General features: G+C 73.0%; 13 protein-coding genes. 4 read left to right on the top strand and 9 right to left on the bottom strand.

Features of this window, described 5'->3' with window-relative positions; all coding sequences use genetic code 11:
* Positions 1-280 precede the first annotated feature (280 nt).
* Both KDK95_RS21215 and KDK95_RS21210 read right to left on the bottom strand, forming a co-directional pair.
* Positions 281-841: an SRPBCC family protein gene (locus KDK95_RS21215; RefSeq protein ID WP_212519980.1), complete on the bottom strand. Its 561-nt coding sequence runs from the start codon at positions 839-841 to the stop codon at positions 281-283.
* On the bottom strand, positions 838-1854 hold the full coding sequence (locus KDK95_RS21210; RefSeq protein WP_212519979.1) for an NADPH:quinone reductase: 1017 nt from the start codon (positions 1852-1854) through the stop codon (positions 838-840). Before KDK95_RS21210 ends, KDK95_RS21215 begins: the two co-directional genes overlap by 4 nt.
* A gap of 157 nt (positions 1855-2011) precedes the next feature.
* On the opposite strand from KDK95_RS21210, the gene KDK95_RS21205 reads away from it, so the two are divergent.
* Both KDK95_RS21205 and KDK95_RS21200 read left to right on the top strand, forming a co-directional pair.
* Complete coding sequence (locus KDK95_RS21205; protein ID WP_212519978.1) at positions 2012-4003, top strand: FAD/NAD(P)-binding protein; 1992 nt, start codon at positions 2012-2014, stop codon at positions 4001-4003.
* Entirely contained in the window at positions 4000-5361 is a 1362-nt protein-coding gene (locus KDK95_RS21200) for a nitrosuccinate lyase (RefSeq protein WP_212519977.1), read from the top strand. Before KDK95_RS21205 ends, KDK95_RS21200 begins: the two co-directional genes overlap by 4 nt.
* A 39-nt stretch (positions 5362-5400) precedes the next feature.
* On the opposite strand, the gene KDK95_RS21195 is transcribed toward KDK95_RS21200, so the two are convergent.
* Together KDK95_RS21195 and KDK95_RS21190 are read right to left on the bottom strand one after the other, a co-directional pair.
* Positions 5401-7350 carry a helix-turn-helix domain-containing protein gene (locus tag KDK95_RS21195; RefSeq protein WP_212519976.1) on the bottom strand — a complete coding sequence of 650 codons (1950 nt, stop codon included), beginning with the start codon at positions 7348-7350 and terminating at the stop codon, positions 5401-5403.
* Positions 7351-7894: 544 nt separating this feature from the next.
* Positions 7895-8314 (bottom strand): DUF5997 family protein, encoded by a 420-nt coding sequence (locus tag KDK95_RS21190; protein ID WP_212519975.1) that lies wholly within the window; start codon positions 8312-8314, stop codon positions 7895-7897.
* A 57-nt stretch (positions 8315-8371) separates the two neighbouring features.
* Between KDK95_RS21190 and KDK95_RS21185 the strand changes: the two genes are divergently transcribed.
* Positions 8372-9109, top strand: a complete 738-nt coding sequence (locus KDK95_RS21185; RefSeq protein WP_212519974.1) for a LysR substrate-binding domain-containing protein — start codon at positions 8372-8374, stop codon at positions 9107-9109.
* A gap of 37 nt (positions 9110-9146) precedes the next feature.
* On the opposite strand, the gene KDK95_RS21180 is transcribed toward KDK95_RS21185, so the two are convergent.
* Complete coding sequence (locus tag KDK95_RS21180; protein ID WP_212519973.1) at positions 9147-10388, bottom strand: glycosyl hydrolase family 18 protein; 1242 nt, start codon at positions 10386-10388, stop codon at positions 9147-9149.
* A 197-nt stretch (positions 10389-10585) separates the two neighbouring features.
* Here KDK95_RS21180 and KDK95_RS21175 point away from each other — a divergent pair, with 197 nt between their 5' ends.
* On the top strand, positions 10586-11212 hold the full coding sequence (locus KDK95_RS21175) for a nucleoside/nucleotide kinase family protein (RefSeq protein WP_212519972.1): 627 nt from the start codon (positions 10586-10588) through the stop codon (positions 11210-11212).
* Between the two features lie 22 nt (positions 11213-11234).
* On the opposite strand, the gene KDK95_RS21170 is transcribed toward KDK95_RS21175, so the two are convergent.
* From KDK95_RS21170 to KDK95_RS21155, 4 genes are all read right to left on the bottom strand, one after another.
* Positions 11235-12044 (bottom strand): response regulator, encoded by an 810-nt coding sequence (locus KDK95_RS21170; protein WP_212519982.1) that lies wholly within the window; start codon positions 12042-12044, stop codon positions 11235-11237.
* A gap of 118 nt (positions 12045-12162) precedes the next feature.
* The gene (locus tag KDK95_RS21165; RefSeq protein ID WP_212519971.1) at positions 12163-14103 is read right to left on the bottom strand and encodes a serine/threonine-protein kinase; all 1941 of its coding nucleotides are present in this window, start codon (positions 14101-14103) and stop codon (positions 12163-12165) included.
* A gap of 135 nt (positions 14104-14238) precedes the next feature.
* On the bottom strand, positions 14239-14577 hold the full coding sequence (locus KDK95_RS21160) for a hypothetical protein (protein ID WP_212519970.1): 339 nt from the start codon (positions 14575-14577) through the stop codon (positions 14239-14241).
* 146 nt (positions 14578-14723) lie between these two features.
* Positions 14724-19082, bottom strand: a complete 4359-nt coding sequence (locus tag KDK95_RS21155) for a type VII secretion EssC family protein (protein WP_212519969.1) — start codon at positions 19080-19082, stop codon at positions 14724-14726.
* Positions 19083-19188 lie beyond the last annotated feature (106 nt).

Here is a 19188-nt window from a genome sequence, read left to right as displayed (position 1 = left end):
ATCCATGCCACCCGCCCCCATCCGCACCGTATCCGATCAACTACCTCCAGTGTATGTGGCGGGTCTGACAAAAGGTGCGCCTAGGTTGAATCCCCTAGGAAACCGTAAATAGCCGGTGCGAAATTTCGCACCGGCTGTAGCGGCGAGAGCGGGGTGAAGCAATTCCAATCGCGGGCGAAGCGATGCCTACCGGGAACTCAGCGGGCCGCCGGAGGCGGATTCGACGGTGACGGCGGCGTTGGCCTGTCTTGAATGTCGACGTTGCTTTCGCCGCGGTACTTCAGTCCTTTTCGACTGCCGTCTTGATCCGCTCGACTGTCGCGCGGATGTCGGCCTCGATCTTTGCGTTCCACTCGCGCACGAAGCGGCCGCGGGCGTCCTCGTCGAGCGGGGTGAGGATCTTTTCGAGGCCCTCGGTGAGCCGGCCTAGGCGGTAGGAGTGCACGAGGCGGCAGGCGGCGCCGTCGTTGGCGGGCTCGAACTCGTAGGTCCAGGTGCTCTCCTGGCGGCCGCGCTCGCTGTTGAGGATCACCCAGCGGAATACGCGGGCGGGCTCGGCTTCGATCACCTCGGCTTCGGTGTTCCAGCGGCCGCGGATCACCGGGGCCCAGGCGACTACGTCCGTACCGCGCAGGTTGTCGCCGCGGAAGATCGAGCCTACCTTTGCCGGCTCGCCTAGTACCCACTGGCCGCCGGTGCACTCGGCGCTCCACTCGCCGCTGCGTGCTAGGTCGGTGACCACGGCGTAGGCGTGCTCGGGGGTGGTGTTGAGGAGGATTTCGGCGCGGGCGCGGAATGTGGTGCCCGGCTCGGACTGGTGGGGGCTCAGGTCGATGCTCATCTCGGCGTTTCCTTCCGTTGGGTGGTCCATCGCTCGACGTCGGTCGCGATGATCAGGCGGCGGCCGCGCAGCTGCCCGGCTTCCATCCGCCGGTGGGCTTCGGCCGCCTGCTCTAGGGCGCACAGGTCCACGGAGCGGGGGCGCAGTAGGCCGCGGGAGACCAGGCGGTTGATGCCGGCCGCCGCGGTGGCGAGTTCGGCCGTGGAGGCGTGGGAGATGACGAAGCCGTGAATCTCGGCGTCTTTCATGTAGAAGGGACCTACCGGCAGGATCGGCCGGGCGGTGACGCCGGCCAGGAGCACGATCCGGCCGCGGGCTGCCAGAAGGTCTACCGCCGTGGTCAGGTCGTTCGTGCCGAAGGAGTCGATCCAGAGGTCGATGCCACCCGGGCGCGCCTCGCGGACCCGGCCTGGCATTTCGGGGTCGGCGTAGTCGAATACGTCTTTGGCGCCTAGACCTTGGCAGTACTCGATGTCGCGTGCGGAGCACGTCGCCACGACCTCGGCGCCGGCCTGCACAGCCATCGCGACCAGTGCGGCGCCTACGTTTCCGGCCGCGCCCGCGACGAAGACCGTCTCGCCGGGGCGCAGCCGTCCGTGCGGGAACAGCGCGAGGTGCGCCGTGGCCGCCGGATGCGCGACGCCTAGTAGGTCCTGCGGGTCCACGCCCGGCGGCACGCGGTAGAGCCGGTCCGCGGGCACGACCGCGAGTTCGGCGGCGGCGCCCTGCCGGCCGCCGTGGCCGAGGCTGTTGCTCCACACCCGCTCTCCCGGCGCGAAGCCGGTGACGGCGGAGCCGGCCCGGACGACGGTGCCGACCAGGTCGCGGGCGATGACGAAGGGGAAGGGGATCGGGGTGCGGAACACGCCCGAGCGCACGAAGGTGTCCACCGGGTTCACCGTCGTGGCCCAGACCCGCACGAGCACGTCGGTGGGTCCGGGCTCCGGGTCGGGCAGCTCGCCGTGCCGGATCGCGTCGGGTGGGCCGAGTTCCTCGATGTAGGCCGCTCGCATGCCGCCCAGTATCGATTCGCCCGCGCGCCGCCCACCAGCGGCGCGGTCCGGCTCCGTCAAGTCCGTGGCAGAGACCTGACGAACACTGCGGCGGAGCATGGCGGTGCGGGCCGGGCGCGCCGAAGGTGGAGGGCGAGGACCCAGGAGGGAGCGTCGGATGGTCGACGATGGAATGGTCACCACGGTCTGCGTCATCGGCGCCGGCCCGCGCGGGCTGTCGGTGCTCGAACGGCTCTGCGCGAACGAGCGGGCCCGGCCCGGCGGCAACCGCCGCCTCGTGGTGCACGTGGTGGATCCGGGCCGCCCCGGGGCGGGCGGCGTCTGGCGGGTGGACCAGTCGAAGCACCTGCTGATGAACACCGTCTCCTCGCAGGTGACGGTGTTCACCGACGCCAGTGCGCGAATCGACGGGCCGATCGAGCCGGGGCCGAGCCTGTACGACTGGGCCGCCGAGCTCACGCTGCTCGGCGGCTTCGAGGAGTACGAGGACTGGGTCGCCGAGGAGGTGACCCGGCTCGGGCCGGACACCTATCCGACCCGCGCGCTCTACGGCAGGTATCTGATCTACTGCTTCCAGCGCATCGTGGCCCGCGCGCCGCAGCATGTGACGGTGCATGTTCACCGCTCGCAGGCGGTCGCGATGTCCGACGTGCACGGTGTGTCCAACGGCCACCAGGGCGTGCGCTTGGAGAACGGCACCCGCCTGAACGAGCTCGACGCGATCGTGATGGCTCAGGGCCACGTCGGCGCCCGGCTCACGCCGCGCCAGGAGCGCACCGCCGCGCTCGCGCGTATCCACTTCCTGACATACATCACGCCGTCCAACCCGGCCGACGTGGACCTCGAGGTCATCGAGCCGGGAGCGACCGTGCTGATGCGCGGGCTCGGCCTGAACTTCTTCGACTACATGGCGCTGCTCACGCTCGGCCGCGGCGGCCGGTTCATCGCCGAGGGCGATCGCCTGCGCTACCGCCCCTCCGGCGCCGAGCCCGTGCTCTACGCCAGCTCCCGGCGCGGTGTTCCGTACCACGCGCGCGGTGAGAACCAGAAGGGCGCGTACGGCCGCTACACCCCTCGGCTGCTCACCAGCGAGTACGTCGCGGGCCTGCGGGAGCGGTCCACGACGGGCGGCGATCGGCTTGATTTCGCGTCCGATCTGTGGCCGCTGCTGTGTCGGGAGGTGGAAAGCGTCTACTACGAGACCCTGCTTCGGTCCCGCTCCCAGGCTGAGGATGCCGAACGCCTCGGGTCGGCGATCCTGAACGCGCCTGCGGGCATCGAGCCCATCGACGTGGCACGCGGCTTCGGGATCGATGACGGCGAGCTGTGGGACTGGAAGCGGATCATGGACCCGTGCCGCGGCCGGCAGTTCGCCGACCGCGACGAGTTCCGCCGCTGGATCCTCGGCTACCTCGAGCAGGACGTCCGGCACGCCGAGTCCGGCAACGTCGAGGGCCCGCTCAAGGCGGCGCTCGATGTGCTGCGCGACATGCGCAACGAGGTGCGGCTGGCCGTGGACCACGGCGGTCTGGACGGCGGCTCGCACCGCGACGACCTCGAAGGCTGGTACACGCCGCTCAACGCCTTCCTCTCCATCGGGCCGCCGGTCTCCCGCATCCGCGAGATGATCGCGCTCATCGAGGCCGGCGTACTCGAGCTGACCGGCCCGGGCACGCAGATCCGGTTCGACGCCGTGAACCCGTCGTTCGTCGCCGAGTCCCGCGCCGTGCCCGGCCCGCCGATCCGTGCCAACGCGCTGATCGAGGCGCGGCTGCCCGAGCCGGACCTGCGGCGGACCGCCGATCCGCTGCTGCTGCACCTGCTGCACACGGAGCAGGCTTCCCCCTTCCGCATCCCGTCCGCCGCGGGCGGCGAACACGAGACCGGCGGCCTGGCCGTCAGCGAGCGGCCGTACCATCTGCTCGACGCGCGCGGCCGCGCCCACCCGCGCCGGTTCGCCTTCGGCGTGCCGACCGAGGCGGTGCACTGGGCCACGGCCGCGGGCATCCGTCCCGGCGTCGACTCCGTCACCCTCGGCGACTCCGACTCCATCGCCCGCGCGGTGCTCGCGCTCCCCCCGGCCAGCACCCCGCCCGGCAACGTCGTCGCCCCGACCGACGAGACCGACCTCAAGGAGCTGATCGTATGATCGACGGTCTCGATTTCGGCCTGCTCTCTCCGGTGCGCGCCGGCACGCCTGTAGAGGACGCGACATCCGACGCGGCCTACCTCCAGGCCATGCTCGATGCCGAAGCCGCGCTGTCCCGTGCGCAGTGCCGTCTCGGCGTCGTACCCGAATCGGCCGCTGAATCGATCACGCGCGCTGCCGACGCGAAGAATCTCGACGCCCGCGGCATCGCGCTGGCCGCCCGCGAGACCGCGAACCCGGTCGTCGCGCTGATCCGCGACTTCACCGGGCTCGTCGCGAAGGATGACCCATCGGCGGCCGAGTACGTCCACCGCGGGTCCACGAGCCAGGACATATTCGACACCGCCGCCATGCTCATCGCCGCCCGCGCGACTCCCCTCATCCTCAGCGACCTGATGCGTTCCATCGCCGCGTTGGCGGAGCTCGCGGAGCAGCACCGCGAGACCGTCATGCCCGGCCGCACCCTGGCGCTCCACGCCGTCCCCACCACCTTCGGTCTGAAGGCCGCGGGCTGGCGCAAGCTTCTCCAGGACGCCCACGCCCGCCTCAGCATCGTCGCCGAAGGCCTCCCGGTCTCCCTGGGCGGCGCGGCGGGCACGCTTTCCGGCTACCTGGAGTTCGCCCGCATCGACGGGGCCGAACGCCCCGACTACGCATCAGCACTCGCCGAAGCCTTCGCGCAGGAGTGCGGCCTCGCCGTCGCGCCACTCCCCTGGCACACGCTGCGCACACCGATCGCCGACCTGGGCGCCGCGCTCGCGTTCACCGCAGGCGCGCTCGGAAAGCTTGCCGTGGACGTGCAGATCCTCTCCCGCACCGAGGTCGGCGAGGTTGCCGAGCCCGGGCCCGCCACGCGCGGCGCCTCCTCGGCCATGCCGCAGAAGCGGAACCCCGTACTCAGCACCCTCATACGCTCGGCCGCGCTCCAGGTCCCGGCCCTGACGACGGCGCTCACCCAGGCGCTTCTGGCCGAGGACGAGCGCTCCGGCGGCGGCTGGCAGTCCGAGTGGCTGCTGCTGCGCGAGGCCCTCCGCCTGGTCGGCGGCGCCGCTCACACCGCCGTCGAACTCACCGCCGGCCTGCGCGTGAACCCCGACCGCATGCGCGAGAACCTGCGGCGGACGGGCGGCCAGATCGTCGCCGAACGCCTCGTCGCCGTGCTCACACCGCTCCTCGGCAAGCCCGAGGCCCGCAAGCTCCTCAACGCCGCCACCGCCGAGGTCCGCCGCACCGGCGCGCCGCTGAGCACGGTGCTCGCCGAGGCCGACGTGATGGATGCCGCGGAGCTCGACCTCGTCTGCGACCCCGCCACCTACATCGCCGCCGCCCCCGCGCTCGTCGATCGCGCCCTCAGCTGACCTCGCCGCCCCACGTTCGGCTTCCGGCACCGCCCCGTTTCACGCGCTCGGGGCGGTGCCGGCGTCTTCGGACAGGCCGCCGCGCATCCGGGCCAGTTGCAGGGCGACCTGGATCTCAAGTACCCGCTGCGGGTGCTGCCAGTCGGGTCCGAGCAGTTCGCTGATGCGCTCGAGGCGGCGGGAGACGGTGTTGGGGTGGACGTGCAGGGCCTTGGCGGCGGCGGTGGCGTTGCTACCGGACTCGAAGTAGGCGTCGAGGGTCTCGACGAGGGCGCCGGAGCGCTGGTCGTCGTATTCGAATACCGGGCCGACGACTGAACCCACAAGCTGGGGGACGTCGCGGCCTCCGGCCAGCAGGAGGCCGAGGAAGCCGAGTTCGTCGGGGGCGGCGGACCGGCCGACCATGCCGAGCGTGAGCATCGCGGACAGGCAGCGGCGGGCCTCGGCGTACGCCGCGCGGACCTGCTGGCCGAGCATGTGCGCCGGGCCGCCCGCACCGACCGTGACCGGGGCTCGCAGCGCACTCGCCAGCTCCTCGCGTACCGCGTTGGAGGCGGCCGACGGGTCGCTGCCGGGGACGAGCAGGGTGACATCCTCGGCGCGTGCCAGGTAGAGGCCGTTGAGCCTGCGGGCGTAGGCCTCGGCCCACTGCTCCGCCTTCGCGCGCAGGCCCGGCTCGGTGCGCGCGATGACGACGAGGTGCGGCGCTTCGAGGTCGGCGCCGAGCTCGCGCAGCCTGGCCAGGACGGCGCGCGAGGGCGTCGGCGCGTCGGAGCGGAGGAGTTGGGCGAGCAGGCCGTCGCGCTGGCGTCCGCCCGCTGCGGAGGTCTGCCCTGGGCCCTTGCTCAGGCACGCGGCGATGACGCGGACGGCCAGCCGCAGGACCATCGTGTCGCGCTCGGTCAGCGCACGCTCGGGCCGCGCGACGAGCGTGCCGAGGTGCTCGCCGCCGAAGTCCACGGAGACCACGCTGCGGCCGTCGCCGAGCTGGACCAGGTCGGCGGCGGCGCGGGCGACGGCGGCTTCTGCGGCGGGGAGCACGGTCTGGTCGGCGGGAACGGCCGGCCGCGCGACGCCGGATGCGGTGACAAGGCGGTCGTCGCGGCCGTAGACGGCGATGTCGAAGCCGAGAGCTTTGGCCCAGAGTTCGACGTGCGCCGAGACCGTCTCGCCGTTGGGCGGCTCGTCGAGGGTGCTGTGGCAGAGCTCGATGATGTTGCGCAGGTCGGCGAGATCTGCGTCCGCGCGATCCAGCGATCGCTCGGCGGCGGCGATGGCGTCCGCGTTGCGCGCGAGTTCGGCGGCGGAACGGACGAAGGCGGCGACGAGCTCGGCGTACCGCTCGATCAGGGAGACCTCGGCGGCGGTGAACCGCCGCATGCCGCGGCTGCCGCCGTAGAGCACTGCGAAGCGCCGGCCGTCGGCGTAGAGAGGCGCGGCGATCAGGCCGCGCAGGCCCTCCTCGGCGATCATCCGGTCGGTGTCGCTGGTGTGCTCGAAACCGTTGTCGGCGAGGTAGTCCGGCGTCCATACCGGCGTACGTCCGAGACCCCGGTCCCCGCCGAAGCCGGTGCTGCCGCCGGGCAGCCGGGTCCCGACGGTGGCCGTGGTCACCTGCCCGTCGGCGGCGACGATGCGGTAGCGGCCCGGCTCGTCGTCCGGCACGCTGATGAACACGGTGTCGAGCAGCAGCAGGTGCCGCGCCTGCCGGGCGGCGGTGGCCAGCAGCTCGCCGATGCCGCCCGCTTTGGACAGCTCCCTGATATAATCGAACAGAGACAGCAGCATCGCCTCGCCACGGCGCAGCCGCGCGAAGTTCGCGTGTATGCGGGCGTAGAGCTCACCGGCGTACTCGGATTCGTCCGCGTACCGTTCGCGCCCCGTCGCGCCGGGCGAGGCCGCCCGCGCCACCGGTTCGCCGGTGACCGTCTCGTGCGCCAGTGATTCGAGTACTTCGAGTAACCCCGCCGGCCCCGCCCGCTCCGCCATGCCCCGCGCCTCCCTGCCCCTAGCAGCCGTTTGCACGCACGCACATGGACATCCACTCGGTGCAGGAGGGAGCTCGACCGCCCGTCCGGCACGGATGCCCGACCGCGACGGCGCGCGAAGCAGCGCGGAAGTCGCCCACTTCCCGCGCGCCGCCGCCCGCCGACGGTGACCGGCGCCCGGCGTGTCAGCCGTCCCACACCCACCAGACCGGTCGGACCGTCCGCGAGACGCTGGGCGCCACCCGCGGGCGCTGCCGCCCGCACCGACGATTATGCGGCATCTGACTTGTCAGCGGAACGGCTTCGCGCAAGCCGGGCGCCGCCGCCGACCCCGCTTCGGAATCACGGCAGGCGGGGCCGCCGCGAGTCACAGCGGCCGACCCCGCCTCCGTGGCCGGATCGCGGCACGCCGGGTCGCCCGCGCCAGATCGGCCGTCACCGGCCCCGCTTCGGAATCACGCCAGGCGGGGCCGCCGCGAGCCGCTGCGCCCGTCACGCCGTTGCGGGATCACGGCCAGGAGCGGATGCCCGCGCCGGATCGGCCGTCACCGACCGCGCTTCGGGGCGGGTCGGGCGGCCGCCGCTGCCGCCTCCTGCTTGTGCTTCTCCTTGATGCGCACGTTCTCCCGGCGCACCTCGGCCTGCGTCGCCCGCTCGCGCCGCAGCCACTCGGGCATCTCGGCCTTCAGCTCCTCGATCTGCGCGGTGGTCAGCGGCTCGGTGACGCCGCCGCGGGCGAGGCCGGCGATGGACACGCCGAGGCGGGCGGCGGACTCCTGGCGCGGGTGCGGGCCGTTGGCGCGCAGCTCGCGCAGCCATTCGGGCGGATCGGCCTGGAGCGAGGCGAGCTCGTCGCGCGAGACGGCACCTTCCTGGAACTCGGCGGGGGCGGCCTGGAGGTGGATGCCCAGCTTCTTCGCCGCGGTCGCGGGCTTCATCGTCTGGGTGGTCTTCTGCGACTTCATGGTCCAACATTACCGACCGCGCACGGCGCCTCCGGCCAACGCCGGTAACCTGGCGTCGTGACCGGCACCGAAGCACCCGCCCCCTTCCGCCTCGCGTACGTCCCCGGGGTGACGCCGGGGAAATGGGTCAGGACCTGGGAGGAACGTCTTCCGGACGTGCCGATCGAGCTGCTCGCGCTGGAGAACGCCGAGGCGGAGCGGGCGGTGGCGGACGAGGCCGCGGAGGCGGCGCTGCTGCGGCTGCCGATCGACCGTTCGGGTAAGCACGCCATTGCGCTGTACACCGAGACGACGGTGCTCGTCGTGCCGAAGGACCACGAGGTCGCGGCGGTGGACGAGGTCTCGGGCGAGGACCTGGCCGACTACGTCGTGCTGCACCCGCTGGACGACTGCCTCGACTGGCGGACGCCGCCGGGCAGGGCCGCGAAGGAGCGGCCGGCGACGACGGCGGAGGCGATCGAGCTGGTGGCGGCGGGCGTCGGTCTGCTCGCCGTGCCGCAGTCCGTGGCGCGGCTGCACCATCGCAAGGATCTGACGTACCGGACGCTGCTGGACGCCCCGCAGTCGGGGGTCGCGCTGGTGTGGCTGGAGGAGCGCTCGACGGACCTGATGGAGGAGTTCATCGGGATCGTGCGCGGCCGGACCGCGAACAGCTCGCGCGGCCGGCAGCAGCCGCGGCAGGAACCGGATCGGAAGAAGGAGCGCGAGCAGCCGCGGGGCAAGAAGGCGACGCCCGCGGCGCGCAAGGCCGCTCCCGCGGCCAGAAGCGGAAAGCCGCGCCGCCGGGGCCGTTGAACCCCGGCGGCGCGGATGGAACTCCCGCGGACCGCTATCAGCAGGCCGCGTCCTTGTTCCACGCACCCGAGGCGCCGCCCGGCACCTCGTTGTAGTTCCACTGGTTGGCGGTCCAGTTGTAGCCGCCGTAGGAGACTTCCTGGCCGGACGTGTAGGCCGTGGAGGAGTTCCACGCCGTCGCGCACGAACCGCCCGAGCCGCCGGTGGAGGTGGCCGTCGGGCTGGCGCTCGCGGTCGCGGTGGCGGTCGGGGAGCTGCTGCCGGTGGACGACGTGCCGCCGGTGAAGGCCTGGAAGATCGTCGTGAACTGTCCCGTGCTCTGGCTCACGCCGCTGCACGTCGAGCTGGCCGAGGTCTGGCCGGGGCAGCCGCCGTTGTCGCGGCCCTCGGACCAGAACGAGGTCAGCGCGAGGCCCTTGGAGGCGGCGTACGACTCGACGGTGGAGGCGTCGGCGAGCGTGAAGATCTCGCCGGAGCTGTCGTTCTGGCCGATCATCGGGGTGACGCCGAGCATGCCGTACGCGGCGGCCGAGGAGACACCGAACGCGCTGGCCACCTGCGACGCCGAGGCGTCGATCGCCGAGTCGGCGGCGGAGCCCATCTCGGTGCCCGAGGTCCCGTAGTCCATCGTCATGATGTTGACGACGTCGGGGGTGAAGCCGGCGGAGGCGGCCGCGTCGATCACCGCGATGCCGGACGAGGTCAGGCCGCTGGAGAGTACCGGCAGGGTGTAGGCGATCGAGAGCGACCGGCCGCTCGACGAGGCCCACGAGCGGACCAGCGCGAGCGCCTGGGCGGTCCGGGTGTAGTCCGTCGAGTCGGTCATCTCGCTGGACTCGATGTCGAAGTCGAGGTGGGTCACGCCCATCGTGGTGACGACGGACTCGACCTGGGTGGCCATGGCGCCGGCGGAGGAGCAGGTGGCGCCGAGGTCGGTGGCGTCGGTGTCGACGGTGTAGCCGCCGAACGAGATGCTCACGTCGCCGCCCTCGGACTGCAGCGAGGAGATCTGCGACTGCCAGCTGCTCTGGCTCGGCAGCGACCAGCTGCAGCCGGAGCCGTTGACGAACGCGAGGGTGAAGTACTTCGTGCCGTAGTCCGCGGCGACGGTGGTCAGGGTCGTGTTGCTCAGGCCGGTGTCCACGTAGGGGGCGAAGACGTGGCTCGGCCAGGAGGTCGCCGCCTGCGCGGGCGACGCGAGGCTCAGGGCGAGGCCCGCGGCGATCCCGCCGGCGCCGACGACCGCGAGGGTGGAGCGGACGAGTGCTTTCTTCTGCATGCTGGGGTGCTCCCGGATAGGCGTGGTGGGGCCCGCGTCCGCGGGGGTGACGGACGCGTCGGGGTACGCGGGCGCGATTCGGACCGTGGGTGAAATTGGTCTGAACCAGAGGTCGCAGTGGTATAGACAACTCCGGTCGACCGGTGCTGTCAAGAGGGCGGATGCCGGTTTTGACCAGCCTATGGGAGGATCGGCGGATGCGCGCCGCACCGATCTCGCCGGAACTTCTCCTCGCGCGGACGGCCGACGCGGTGCTCGCCCTGCCGCCGGATCGCCGCCTCGCGGTGGCGGTCGACGGCGCCCCGCCGACGCGCCCGGACGACCTCGCGGCCCGGCTCGTCGAGGAACTCCGGCTGCGCGGCAGGCCTGCGGTGCACGTGGCGGCGCGCGACTTCCTGAGGCCGGCCTCGCTGCGCTTCGAATTCGGACGCGAGGACCCGGACCTGTTCTACACGGACTGGCTGGATCTCAAGGCGATCGAGCGCGAGGTCCTCTCCCCCATCGCGCCGGACGGCAGCGGCCGGGTGCTGCCGCGGCTGTGGGATCCGGCGGCGGACCGGGCGTACCGCGCCGAGCACGTGAACCTGGAGGCGGGCGGCGTCGTCGTGCTCGAAGGCTCGTTCCTGATCGGCTCCGGACTGGCCTTCGACCTGATCGTGCACCTGTCGATGTCCCCGGCGGCCTTGGCCAGGCGCACCGAGGACGAGCTCGCGTGGACGCTGCCCGCGTATCGGCGGTACGCGGAGGAGATGGATCCGGTCAGCCTGGCGGATATCGCAGTGCTCTGCGACGACCCGCGCCACCCGGCGCTGGTCGAGGACTGAGCCGTTTCTCTCGGACCACGGCCTAACGACGCAGCGCGGCGGTCGGGATGCGGGGGCCGGAGTGCTGCGCGGGGACGGAGGGCGGCTGCGCCGGGGCGGCGGGACGCGACGGCCCCGACTGGCCGGGGACGACGAGCCCTGATTCGTAGGCGAGGACGACGACCTGCGCGCGCGAGGAGAGGTTCAGCTTCGCCATCGAGCGGTTCAGGTGCGTCTTCACCGTGCCCTCGCTGACCACGAGGCGCTCGGCGATCTCGCTGTTGGACAGGCCGGTGGCGACCAGCCGCAGCACGTCGGTCTCGCGGGCCGTGAGCGTGGCCAAAGCCGCGCGGTCGGCGGAGCCGAGGCTCGGACGGGCCGGGGCGCCGGGCACCGGCGGTGCGCCGTCCGGCCCGGTGCCGTCGGCCACGGCGCAGAAGGCCTGGACGAGCCGCGCGGTGACCGTGGGCGAGAAGAGCGTGTCGCCGTCCGCGACGGCCTTGAGCGCGGCCAGCAGCCGCTCCGGCGGCGTGTCCTTGAGGACGAAGCCGCTGGCTCCGGCCCGCAGCGCCTTGTAGACGTACTCATCCAGGTCGAACGTGGTCAGGATGAGGATGCGCGGCGGGTTGGGCGCGCCGGAGGCGAGGATGCGGCGGGTGGCGGCTATGCCGTCCACCTCCGGCATCCGGATGTCCATCAGCACCACGTCGGGCTCGGTGGCCGCGGCGGTCCTGACGGCCTCCTCGCCGTCGCACGCCTCGCCGACCACCTCGTAGCCCGGCGCGGCGCGCAGTATCGCGGCTATGCCGGCGCGGATCAGAACTTGATCATCGACGATCAGTACCCGGACCATCGGCTCGTCGTCTCCCTCGCGTCCCGGCATCAGGAGCAGCCGGTCTTCCGGCACGCTACCGGCGCGCCGTACGCAGGCGTCGGTGACACGCCCGGGGAGTCTTCGATGTTCACGGAATTCAGCTCTGCGCCCACAGATCGGCGGACTCGCTGGTGCTGCAGGCACCGGCGACGACTCCGGAACCGGAGGACGTCAGGCACAGGCTGTCACCGGCGTTGTGGATCTCCTCGCCCGAGGAGCCGCTCACGGTCGACCACAGCTGCTCGGTCCCGCCGTCGCAGGAAGCCGTGCCGACGGAGCCGCCGGAGGCGTCGAGGCATTCGCCGGTCGCCTTGTTGACGAGTTCGAAGTCGCCGGCCAGCGAGTTGAGGATGCCGGTCACCGGCTCGGTGAACTCCCAGCTCTGCGAGGCGCCGCCGCCGCACGACTGCTGCCCGGCGGATGAGCCGGACGCGGTCAGGCAGTTGCCGCTCAGCGCGCTCTTGAACTGGTAGTAGGTGCCGAGCCCGAGCAGGCCGCCGGACGAGCTCGTGGACGACGCGCTGGCGGTCGCCGTCGCGGAGGCCGCGGCCGAGTGCGTGGTCTTGGCGACCGTGGGCTCGGCGCTGTGCGTCGCGGTGTGGCTGGCGCTGGCCTTGGGCTTGGCGGACGCCGATTCGCTGGCGCGTCCGGCGGCGGCCTTCGTCGGGATCGGCGTGTGCGCGGAGGCCTCCGCCTTGGCGCCGGTCGAAGAGTTCTGCGAATCGAGCACCACCCAGACGGCTCCGCCGAGCAGGCAGAGCGCGACGAGCACGATCAGCGGCGTGCGCCCACGATGCCGGCCCTCCTCGCCCTCGACGGCGGGGGTTCCGGCTCCGATGCCTCCGGCGGCCCCGCCCGCCGCTGCGCCGCGCTTCTTCCTGGCCTTCGGGTCCGGCTCGGGGCCGACGCGGTCCGGACGCACCATCGTCTCGTCGACGCCGCCGCGCACCCGGCCGCTGAACGTGTCGTCCGGGTCGAGGCCGAGCACGGGAGCGGGCTCGGCCTGCGGACCCGTGTGCCGTCCGGTGTATGTGGCCGACCTCTCGCCCGGGCCGGTGCCGGTGTCGGCCTCGGGCTCCGCGGACAGGATCGAGGTCGGCGACGCGGCGTCGGCGCCAGCACTGGCACCGGCGGCCGGCGCCACGACGGTCATCGCCAGGGTGGCGGAGCCGCCGCCGTCCGGGATCAGGGCTCGGAGGGTCTTCGCGAAGTCGGCGGCGTCCGGGAAGCGGTCGGCCGGCTCCTTCGCCATCGCGCGCACGATGGCGTCGGCGAGCCCGGGCAGCTCCGGGCAGTCCGGCCGCGGCGCGGGCTCGGTCATCGCCCGCCACATGATCGCGCGCACGTCCCGGCTGTCCGCGCCGAACGGCGGCTTGCCGGTCAGCAGCTCGTAGAGCGTGGAGCCGAGGGCGTAGACGTCCGAGGAGACGCTCGGCACGCCGCGGGCCATCAGCTCGGGTGCCGCGTGCTGCGGAGAGAACACGTCGAGCACGGAGGCCGACGCGTTCGAGTCCAGCAGGCAGGAAACGCCGAAATCGGCGAGCGCGGGCTCGCCGAAGCGGGAGACGAGGATGTTGTTGGGCTTGACGTCGCGGTGCAGCACGCCGAGCGAGTGCGCCGCCGCGAGCGCGTCGGCCACCTTCGCGCCGAGCAGGGCGACGTCGGCGGCGGGCAGCGGGCCGCTCCGTCTGAGCCGCTCCTTCATCGAGCCGCCGTCGTACAGGTCCATCGCCAGGTAGGGGCGGCCCGAGGCGGTGGTCCCGGTGTCCAGCACGGTCACCACGTGCGGGTGCCCGCTGAGCTTGCTGGCCAGCCGGACCTCGCGCAGGAAGCGCCGCTGCGCGTCCTCGTCGGTGCCGACGGTGAGCACCTTCAGCGCCACGTCGCGCTCGAAGGACTCCTGCACCGCCCGGTACACGACGCTGAAGCCGCCGTGCCCGATCCGGGCCAGATCCCGGTAGCCGGAGACGGACTCGGCCGCCTCGGCCGTCGAGGTGGATTCCACGTCGCCGCCCTGCGAGTCACTTCGGACTGTCATTGCCCTTGCGTTTCCGTCCGTATCCGTGCAACCTCGGCTAGGCGGTGGCGCAGCGGCACGCTAGATTCGTGCCGCTGCGCCACCGCCGTCGCCGGTTCAGTGCCAGCTGGTCAAGCTATCGGGGAACTCTGCTGCCTACAGGCTGCCGAGCGGCAGGCTGCTGACGACAGGCAGGCTGCTCAGCGGGGAGGCGCCGGCCGAGGTGATGTTGTTCAGGATGCCGGAGACCTGGCTCTGCAGGCCGTTCAGCGCGCTGGTGACGGTGCCCAGCTGCGACTGGACCTCCGGCCACACCGAGGACGCGAAGTTGGTGGCGGCCGGGCCGGCCCACACGTTCGGGTCGGTCAGCGCGAGGCCGTGCGAGGTGATCTGCGACAGGACGTCGCCGAGCGGGCCGTTGAGCAGGCTGAGCAGCTGGTTGATGTGCAGGTGGGCCTCGGCGGTAACCTTCACGGTCCCGGAAACGTCGGACATGGTGTCGCTCCAAATCTGTGTGAGGTGCCGGGACGCTGGTGTTCGTCTTGACCGGCCGTACGGGTAAGAACGTTACGGGGGCGGCGACTCAGTGGTCGTCTACCGAAAGATGGAAATCGGGACTACCGCGGTCGTTGTAGATCACGTCAACCCACGCCCTCCACCTGCATGGAGGCGGCCAGCACGAGTTGCACGCCCTCGATCCGGCCGTCGGTCACCAGGTAGCCGCGGCCGGGCACCGGGGCCATCCGGTGCTGGCGCGGCAGCGGGGTGCCGAGCAGGTCGCCGTCGAGCTCGTGGTCGGGCACGAGGAGCACGCCGCAGCGCCCTTCGCGCACCTTCTGGGTCCACAGGCCGTACTGGCGGCGGATTCCGTCGTTGCGGCCCGCCGCGATGACGTGGCGGCCCGGTCCGGCCTTGGCGATGAAGCGGTCGATGACGCCGAGGCCGTCGGGGACGGTGTCCGCGTCGTCAACCAGGAGCAGAGTCCGGCCCTCGTGCGGGGCCAGGGCGGCGTCCAGCATCGCGTAGTCCGTGCAGACCACGACCGGCTCGGGCAGATCGCGCAGCGGCGAGCGGCGCGGCGCGAAGGCGACGACGGCGGGCGGCTCGGGGCCGGCGAGCACGGTCGCGGCGATCGAGACCAGCGCGCTGCTGCGGCCGGAGCGCGGCGGCCCGGCGACGAGGGCGTGTTCGTGCTCGTACAGCTTCAGCGCGACGGGGGCGAGGTTGCTGTCGGCGAATCCGACCGGCACCGACCACGGCTCGATCCCGGTGTGCGGCAGGGCGCCCGCGGCCTGCAGCTGAAGCACGTCGATCCGCTCGGGCAGCAGCCGGACCGGGTACGCGGTGCGTCGTGCGTCGCCCCAGCGGTGGGCGACGGCGGTCACGGTCGAGGCCGGGTCGTCGCCGGGGTGGCCGATCTGCACGATCTGCCGGGTGGCGGCGACCAGGGCGCGCCCGGGAAGGCCCGCGGGGACGGCGGTGCGCGGCACGTCGAACGGCGCGTAGTCGCCCGAGTCGGCCAGGCGCAGCAGCAGTTTCTGCCGGCACAGCGCGGACCAGGCGCTCGGCACGGCGCCCGCCCGGTCCGCCGTGGCGGCGATGTGCAGGCCGACGGCCGGTCCGTCCGCGAAGACCCGCTCCAGGTCGTCCAGGACGCTGATGCCGCCGTAGTCCTTCTCGAGCTCCGCCCGCAGCGCGCCGACGTTGTCGATCAGCACCAGCCAGTTCGCCGGGGTGGCCGCGTGGCCGCCGCGCGGGCCGCCGGCGCCGCCCTCCTTGCGGGCGTTCAGCTCGGCTCGCAGCATCCTGATGAGCCGGATCTGCCGGGCCCGCTCGGTGGGGCCGATGTACGCGCCGGTGTGCGGCAGCCCGGCCAGCGGCGCGAGGTCGCCGGAGCCCATGTCGAGGGCGTAGACGTGCTGCCGGTCCGGCGGCTGCGTCGCGGCGACCGTCAACGCGAGGGACAGCAGCGCGCTGGTGGTCCCCGAGCCGACGACGCCGTAGACCAGCAGGTTGCCCGCCGCCGGATCCCAGCCGACCGGGTACTGCGCCTGCCGGTCCGGGTCGTCGGCCAGCGCGTACGCGGCCAGGTCGGCGGCGTCGGACTGGATGCCGCGCACGGCGAGCCCGAGCTCGAAGATCGGCACGGAATCGGGCAGCGGGTCCGGCCACGGTCTGCGCGGCGCCCCGATCCCGGCCTTGGCGCTCGCCCACCGCGCGGCCTCGACGAGCCGGGCCAGGTCGGTCGGCGTGTCGCCGGCCATCGTGCCGGTGTCGGCCGAGACGGATGCGGGCTGCTCGCCGGACGTCAACCGGAACGGCCGGAGGCTGACGCCGCCGAACACGGCGGCGGCCGCGGTCACGCCCGTGGACAGCGCCGTCTGCACCGGCAGCACTTCGTTGGCGCTGAGCCGGTAGAAGCCGCGTCCCCACTGCCTGCTGCCGATTCCGGCGGCGGCGGGCGAGTCGATGACGTCCTGCGAGTCGGTCGCGCTCTCCAGCCGCAGGGCGAGGCGCAGTTTCACATTGTTCTTGATCGCGTCGCTCACCGAGCCGGAGGGCCGCTGCGTGGCCATGATCAGGTGCATGCCGAGGCTGCGGCCTCGCTGCGCGATGCTGACCAGCGAGTCGACGAACGCGGGCAGCGCCTTGACCAGTGTGGCGAACTCGTCGATGACCACGACCAGGCGCGGCATCGGCTCGAGGTCGGGCCGTTGCAGGTCGCGCAGCCGCTGGTAGTCGCGAACGTGGCTGAGCCCGACGCCGCGCAGCGCGTGCTCCCGGTAGCGCAGTTCGGCCTCCAGGCAGCGCAGCGCGCGTTCGCCGAGCTGTTCGTCGAGGTCTGTCACGAGCCCGACGACGTGCGGCAGCTGCGCGCACTCGTCCAGCGCGCCGCCGCCCTTGTAGTCGACGAGCGCGAAGGTGAGGTGCTCGGGGTCGGCCCCGACGGCGAGACTGATGATCAGGGTTCTGAGCAGCTCGCTCTTGCCGGAGCCGGTGGTGCCGGCGATCAGGCCGTGCGGGCCGTCGTCGTCGAGGTCGATCTCGAACAGCTCGCGTTCGGTCACGCCGAGCACGGCGCGGACCCGCAGCGTCTCCAGCGTCGCGCGCCAGCGCGCGCCGACCGCCGAGTCCAGTTCGCCGTGGAGGTCGAGCAGCGGGAGCAGGCCGACGCTGTCCGGCAGGCCGGATCCCTCGCTCTTGAGCTCGGGGTCCTCGAACCGGGCCAGCGCGCGGGCGAGCCCGTTGGCGCGGCGCTTGGTCATCCCGGCGAGCAGGATGTCGTCGACCTGCTCTCCGGTGGCGACCCGCCGCAGCCGGGCCGAGCCGTCGCCCGATACGGACAGGACCTCGGTGCACAGCGCGGGCAGACGGCGCGTCAGCACGATCCCGGAGACGGACCCGACGCGGCCGCCGAGCAGGTCGCGCAGGTAGCACGGGCGTCCTTCGAGCAGCGTCGCGCCGTCGACCACGACGAGCAGCACGGGCGATCCGCCCGCGGCCTCGTCCGCGGGGCGCGCGGAGGGCGTGCCGGTCGCGCCGAGGTCGGTGAGCAGCGTGCGGGCCAGGGCCTCGGCGCGTTCCGAGCCGACGGCGACCAGCCGTCCGGTCCCGTCGCGCGGATCGGTGCCGTGCGGGAGCCACTTGGTCCACTCCCAGTCCGCGATCCGGTCCTCGTCCGCGAAGACCGCGACCGCGACGTCGGCCGGGCCGCTGCCGGCCACGGCCTGGCACAGCAGTGCGCGGGCCGCGGCCAGGGCGCCCGCGCGCTCGCCCTCCAGGCCGAGCACGCCGCCCGCGTCCAGGTTCACCGGCACCGGGACCTGCGTGAGCTTCGAGGCCTCCCGGATCGCGGCCGCCAGCCGGGAGTCGAGTTCCTGGTCGTTGCGGCGCGGCCGCTCCACCGGCGGGTCCCAGGGCCGGTCGGCGTATCCGGCGGAGACCTGGAGGAAGTCGGCCGCGCCGCGCCGCCGCTCCCACAGCCGCAGGCCGGGCGCGGTGGCGCGGTCGTGGAACTCGGCGACGTCCGGGAAGTCGGCGTGCAGCCTGGCCTGCTGCTCGGCGCGGCGCTCGGCGAGCCGGCGGCAGGCCGTCGCGATGTCGGCGGCGTAGGCGCGCTTGCCGCGGCGCGAGCCGGAGCGCCCGCGGATCCGGTCCTCGACCTGCGTGCCGATCATGATCAGCGGGCTGAACAGCGCGATCAGCGCGTACGTGGCGTTCTTGAGCAGCAGCACCATGACGCCGGCGAGCAGCACCGGGAACAGGATCGTGCTCACCCGCATCGGCGCGCCCTGGGAACGCCCCGGCGGCTCGGGAAGCCGGATCGGGGGCTCGGCCGGCGGGGTGGCCACGCGCGGGGCCCGGTTGAACGGCAGGGTGCCGCCCGGCCCGGCCTCCCGCGCCGGATTCACGTACGCCACGGGGCTGACCGAGGTGATCGGCAGCACCCGGAACGGCACCCGCCCGGCCGCGCACACGACGTCGTCCGGCCCGATCCGCGCGGTCCCGGTCAGCCGCACGCCGTTGACGTCCGTGCCGTTGCGCGAGCCGAGGTCCGTCACCGTGACCCGGCCGTCCTCGGCGACGTCGATCTCGCAGTGCAGCCGGGAGACGTCGCGGGAGTTGATGCGGATCTCCGCCTCCTCGCCGCGCCCGAGCCGCAGCCGCCCCGGCTCCAGCCGCACCGACAGGCCGGCGTCCAGGCCGCCCACCACGCGCAGCACGACCCCGGGACCGATCGCGGCGGTGGCGTCGCCGTCCGGTACCCGGCCCGCGCCGAAGCCGAGGCCGTCGGGCGCGGGCAGGCTCACCTCCGAGCCCATGACGAGCCCCGAGCCGGACAGCGGGGCCCCGGGAGGAGCGGATCTGCCGTCGATGACGAGCCCGCTGCCGGGGGCGCCGAGCGCGGCGGCCAGATCGGCGACCACCGCATCCGGGCGGCCGAGCCGCGCCTCCCATTCGCGTTCGCTGCCGGCGACGTCCCGATGGACGAATCTCAATGTGCCACCCGCTCTGTTCCGCACGCTCTTCTCCGGGGCACGGCCCCGGGCGCGATGACCGCGGTCCGCGCGAGATCAGCATTTCAATCCGGGCGGGTATGCCGCG

The organism is Actinospica acidithermotolerans, assembly GCF_018139625.1.
Lineage (GTDB): Bacteria > Actinomycetota > Actinomycetes > Streptomycetales > Catenulisporaceae > Actinospica > Actinospica acidithermotolerans.
This window is presented reverse-complemented; position numbering and strand designations above follow the sequence as displayed.

Coding starts and splice junctions, on each gene's coding strand:
- KDK95_RS21190 (WP_212519975.1), bottom strand. CDS start 8,314: ATGAAGTCGCAGAAGACCACCCAGACGATGAAGCCCGCGACCGCGGCG.
- KDK95_RS21180 (WP_212519973.1), bottom strand. CDS start 10,388: ATGCAGAAGAAAGCACTCGTCCGCTCCACCCTCGCGGTCGTCGGCGCC.
- KDK95_RS21210 (WP_212519979.1), bottom strand. CDS start 1,854: ATGCGAGCGGCCTACATCGAGGAACTCGGCCCACCCGACGCGATCCGG.
- KDK95_RS21205 (WP_212519978.1), top strand. CDS start 2,012: ATGGTCGACGATGGAATGGTCACCACGGTCTGCGTCATCGGCGCCGGC.
- KDK95_RS21170 (WP_212519982.1), bottom strand. CDS start 12,044: ATGGTCCGGGTACTGATCGTCGATGATCAAGTTCTGATCCGCGCCGGC.
- KDK95_RS21165 (WP_212519971.1), bottom strand. CDS start 14,103: ATGACAGTCCGAAGTGACTCGCAGGGCGGCGACGTGGAATCCACCTCG.
- KDK95_RS21215 (WP_212519980.1), bottom strand. CDS start 841: ATGAGCATCGACCTGAGCCCCCACCAGTCCGAGCCGGGCACCACATTC.
- KDK95_RS21195 (WP_212519976.1), bottom strand. CDS start 7,350: ATGGCGGAGCGGGCGGGGCCGGCGGGGTTACTCGAAGTACTCGAATCA.
- KDK95_RS21160 (WP_212519970.1), bottom strand. CDS start 14,577: ATGTCCGACGTTTCCGGGACCGTGAAGGTTACCGCCGAGGCCCACCTG.
- KDK95_RS21200 (WP_212519977.1), top strand. CDS start 4,000: ATGATCGACGGTCTCGATTTCGGCCTGCTCTCTCCGGTGCGCGCCGGC.
- KDK95_RS21175 (WP_212519972.1), top strand. CDS start 10,586: ATGCGCGCCGCACCGATCTCGCCGGAACTTCTCCTCGCGCGGACGGCC.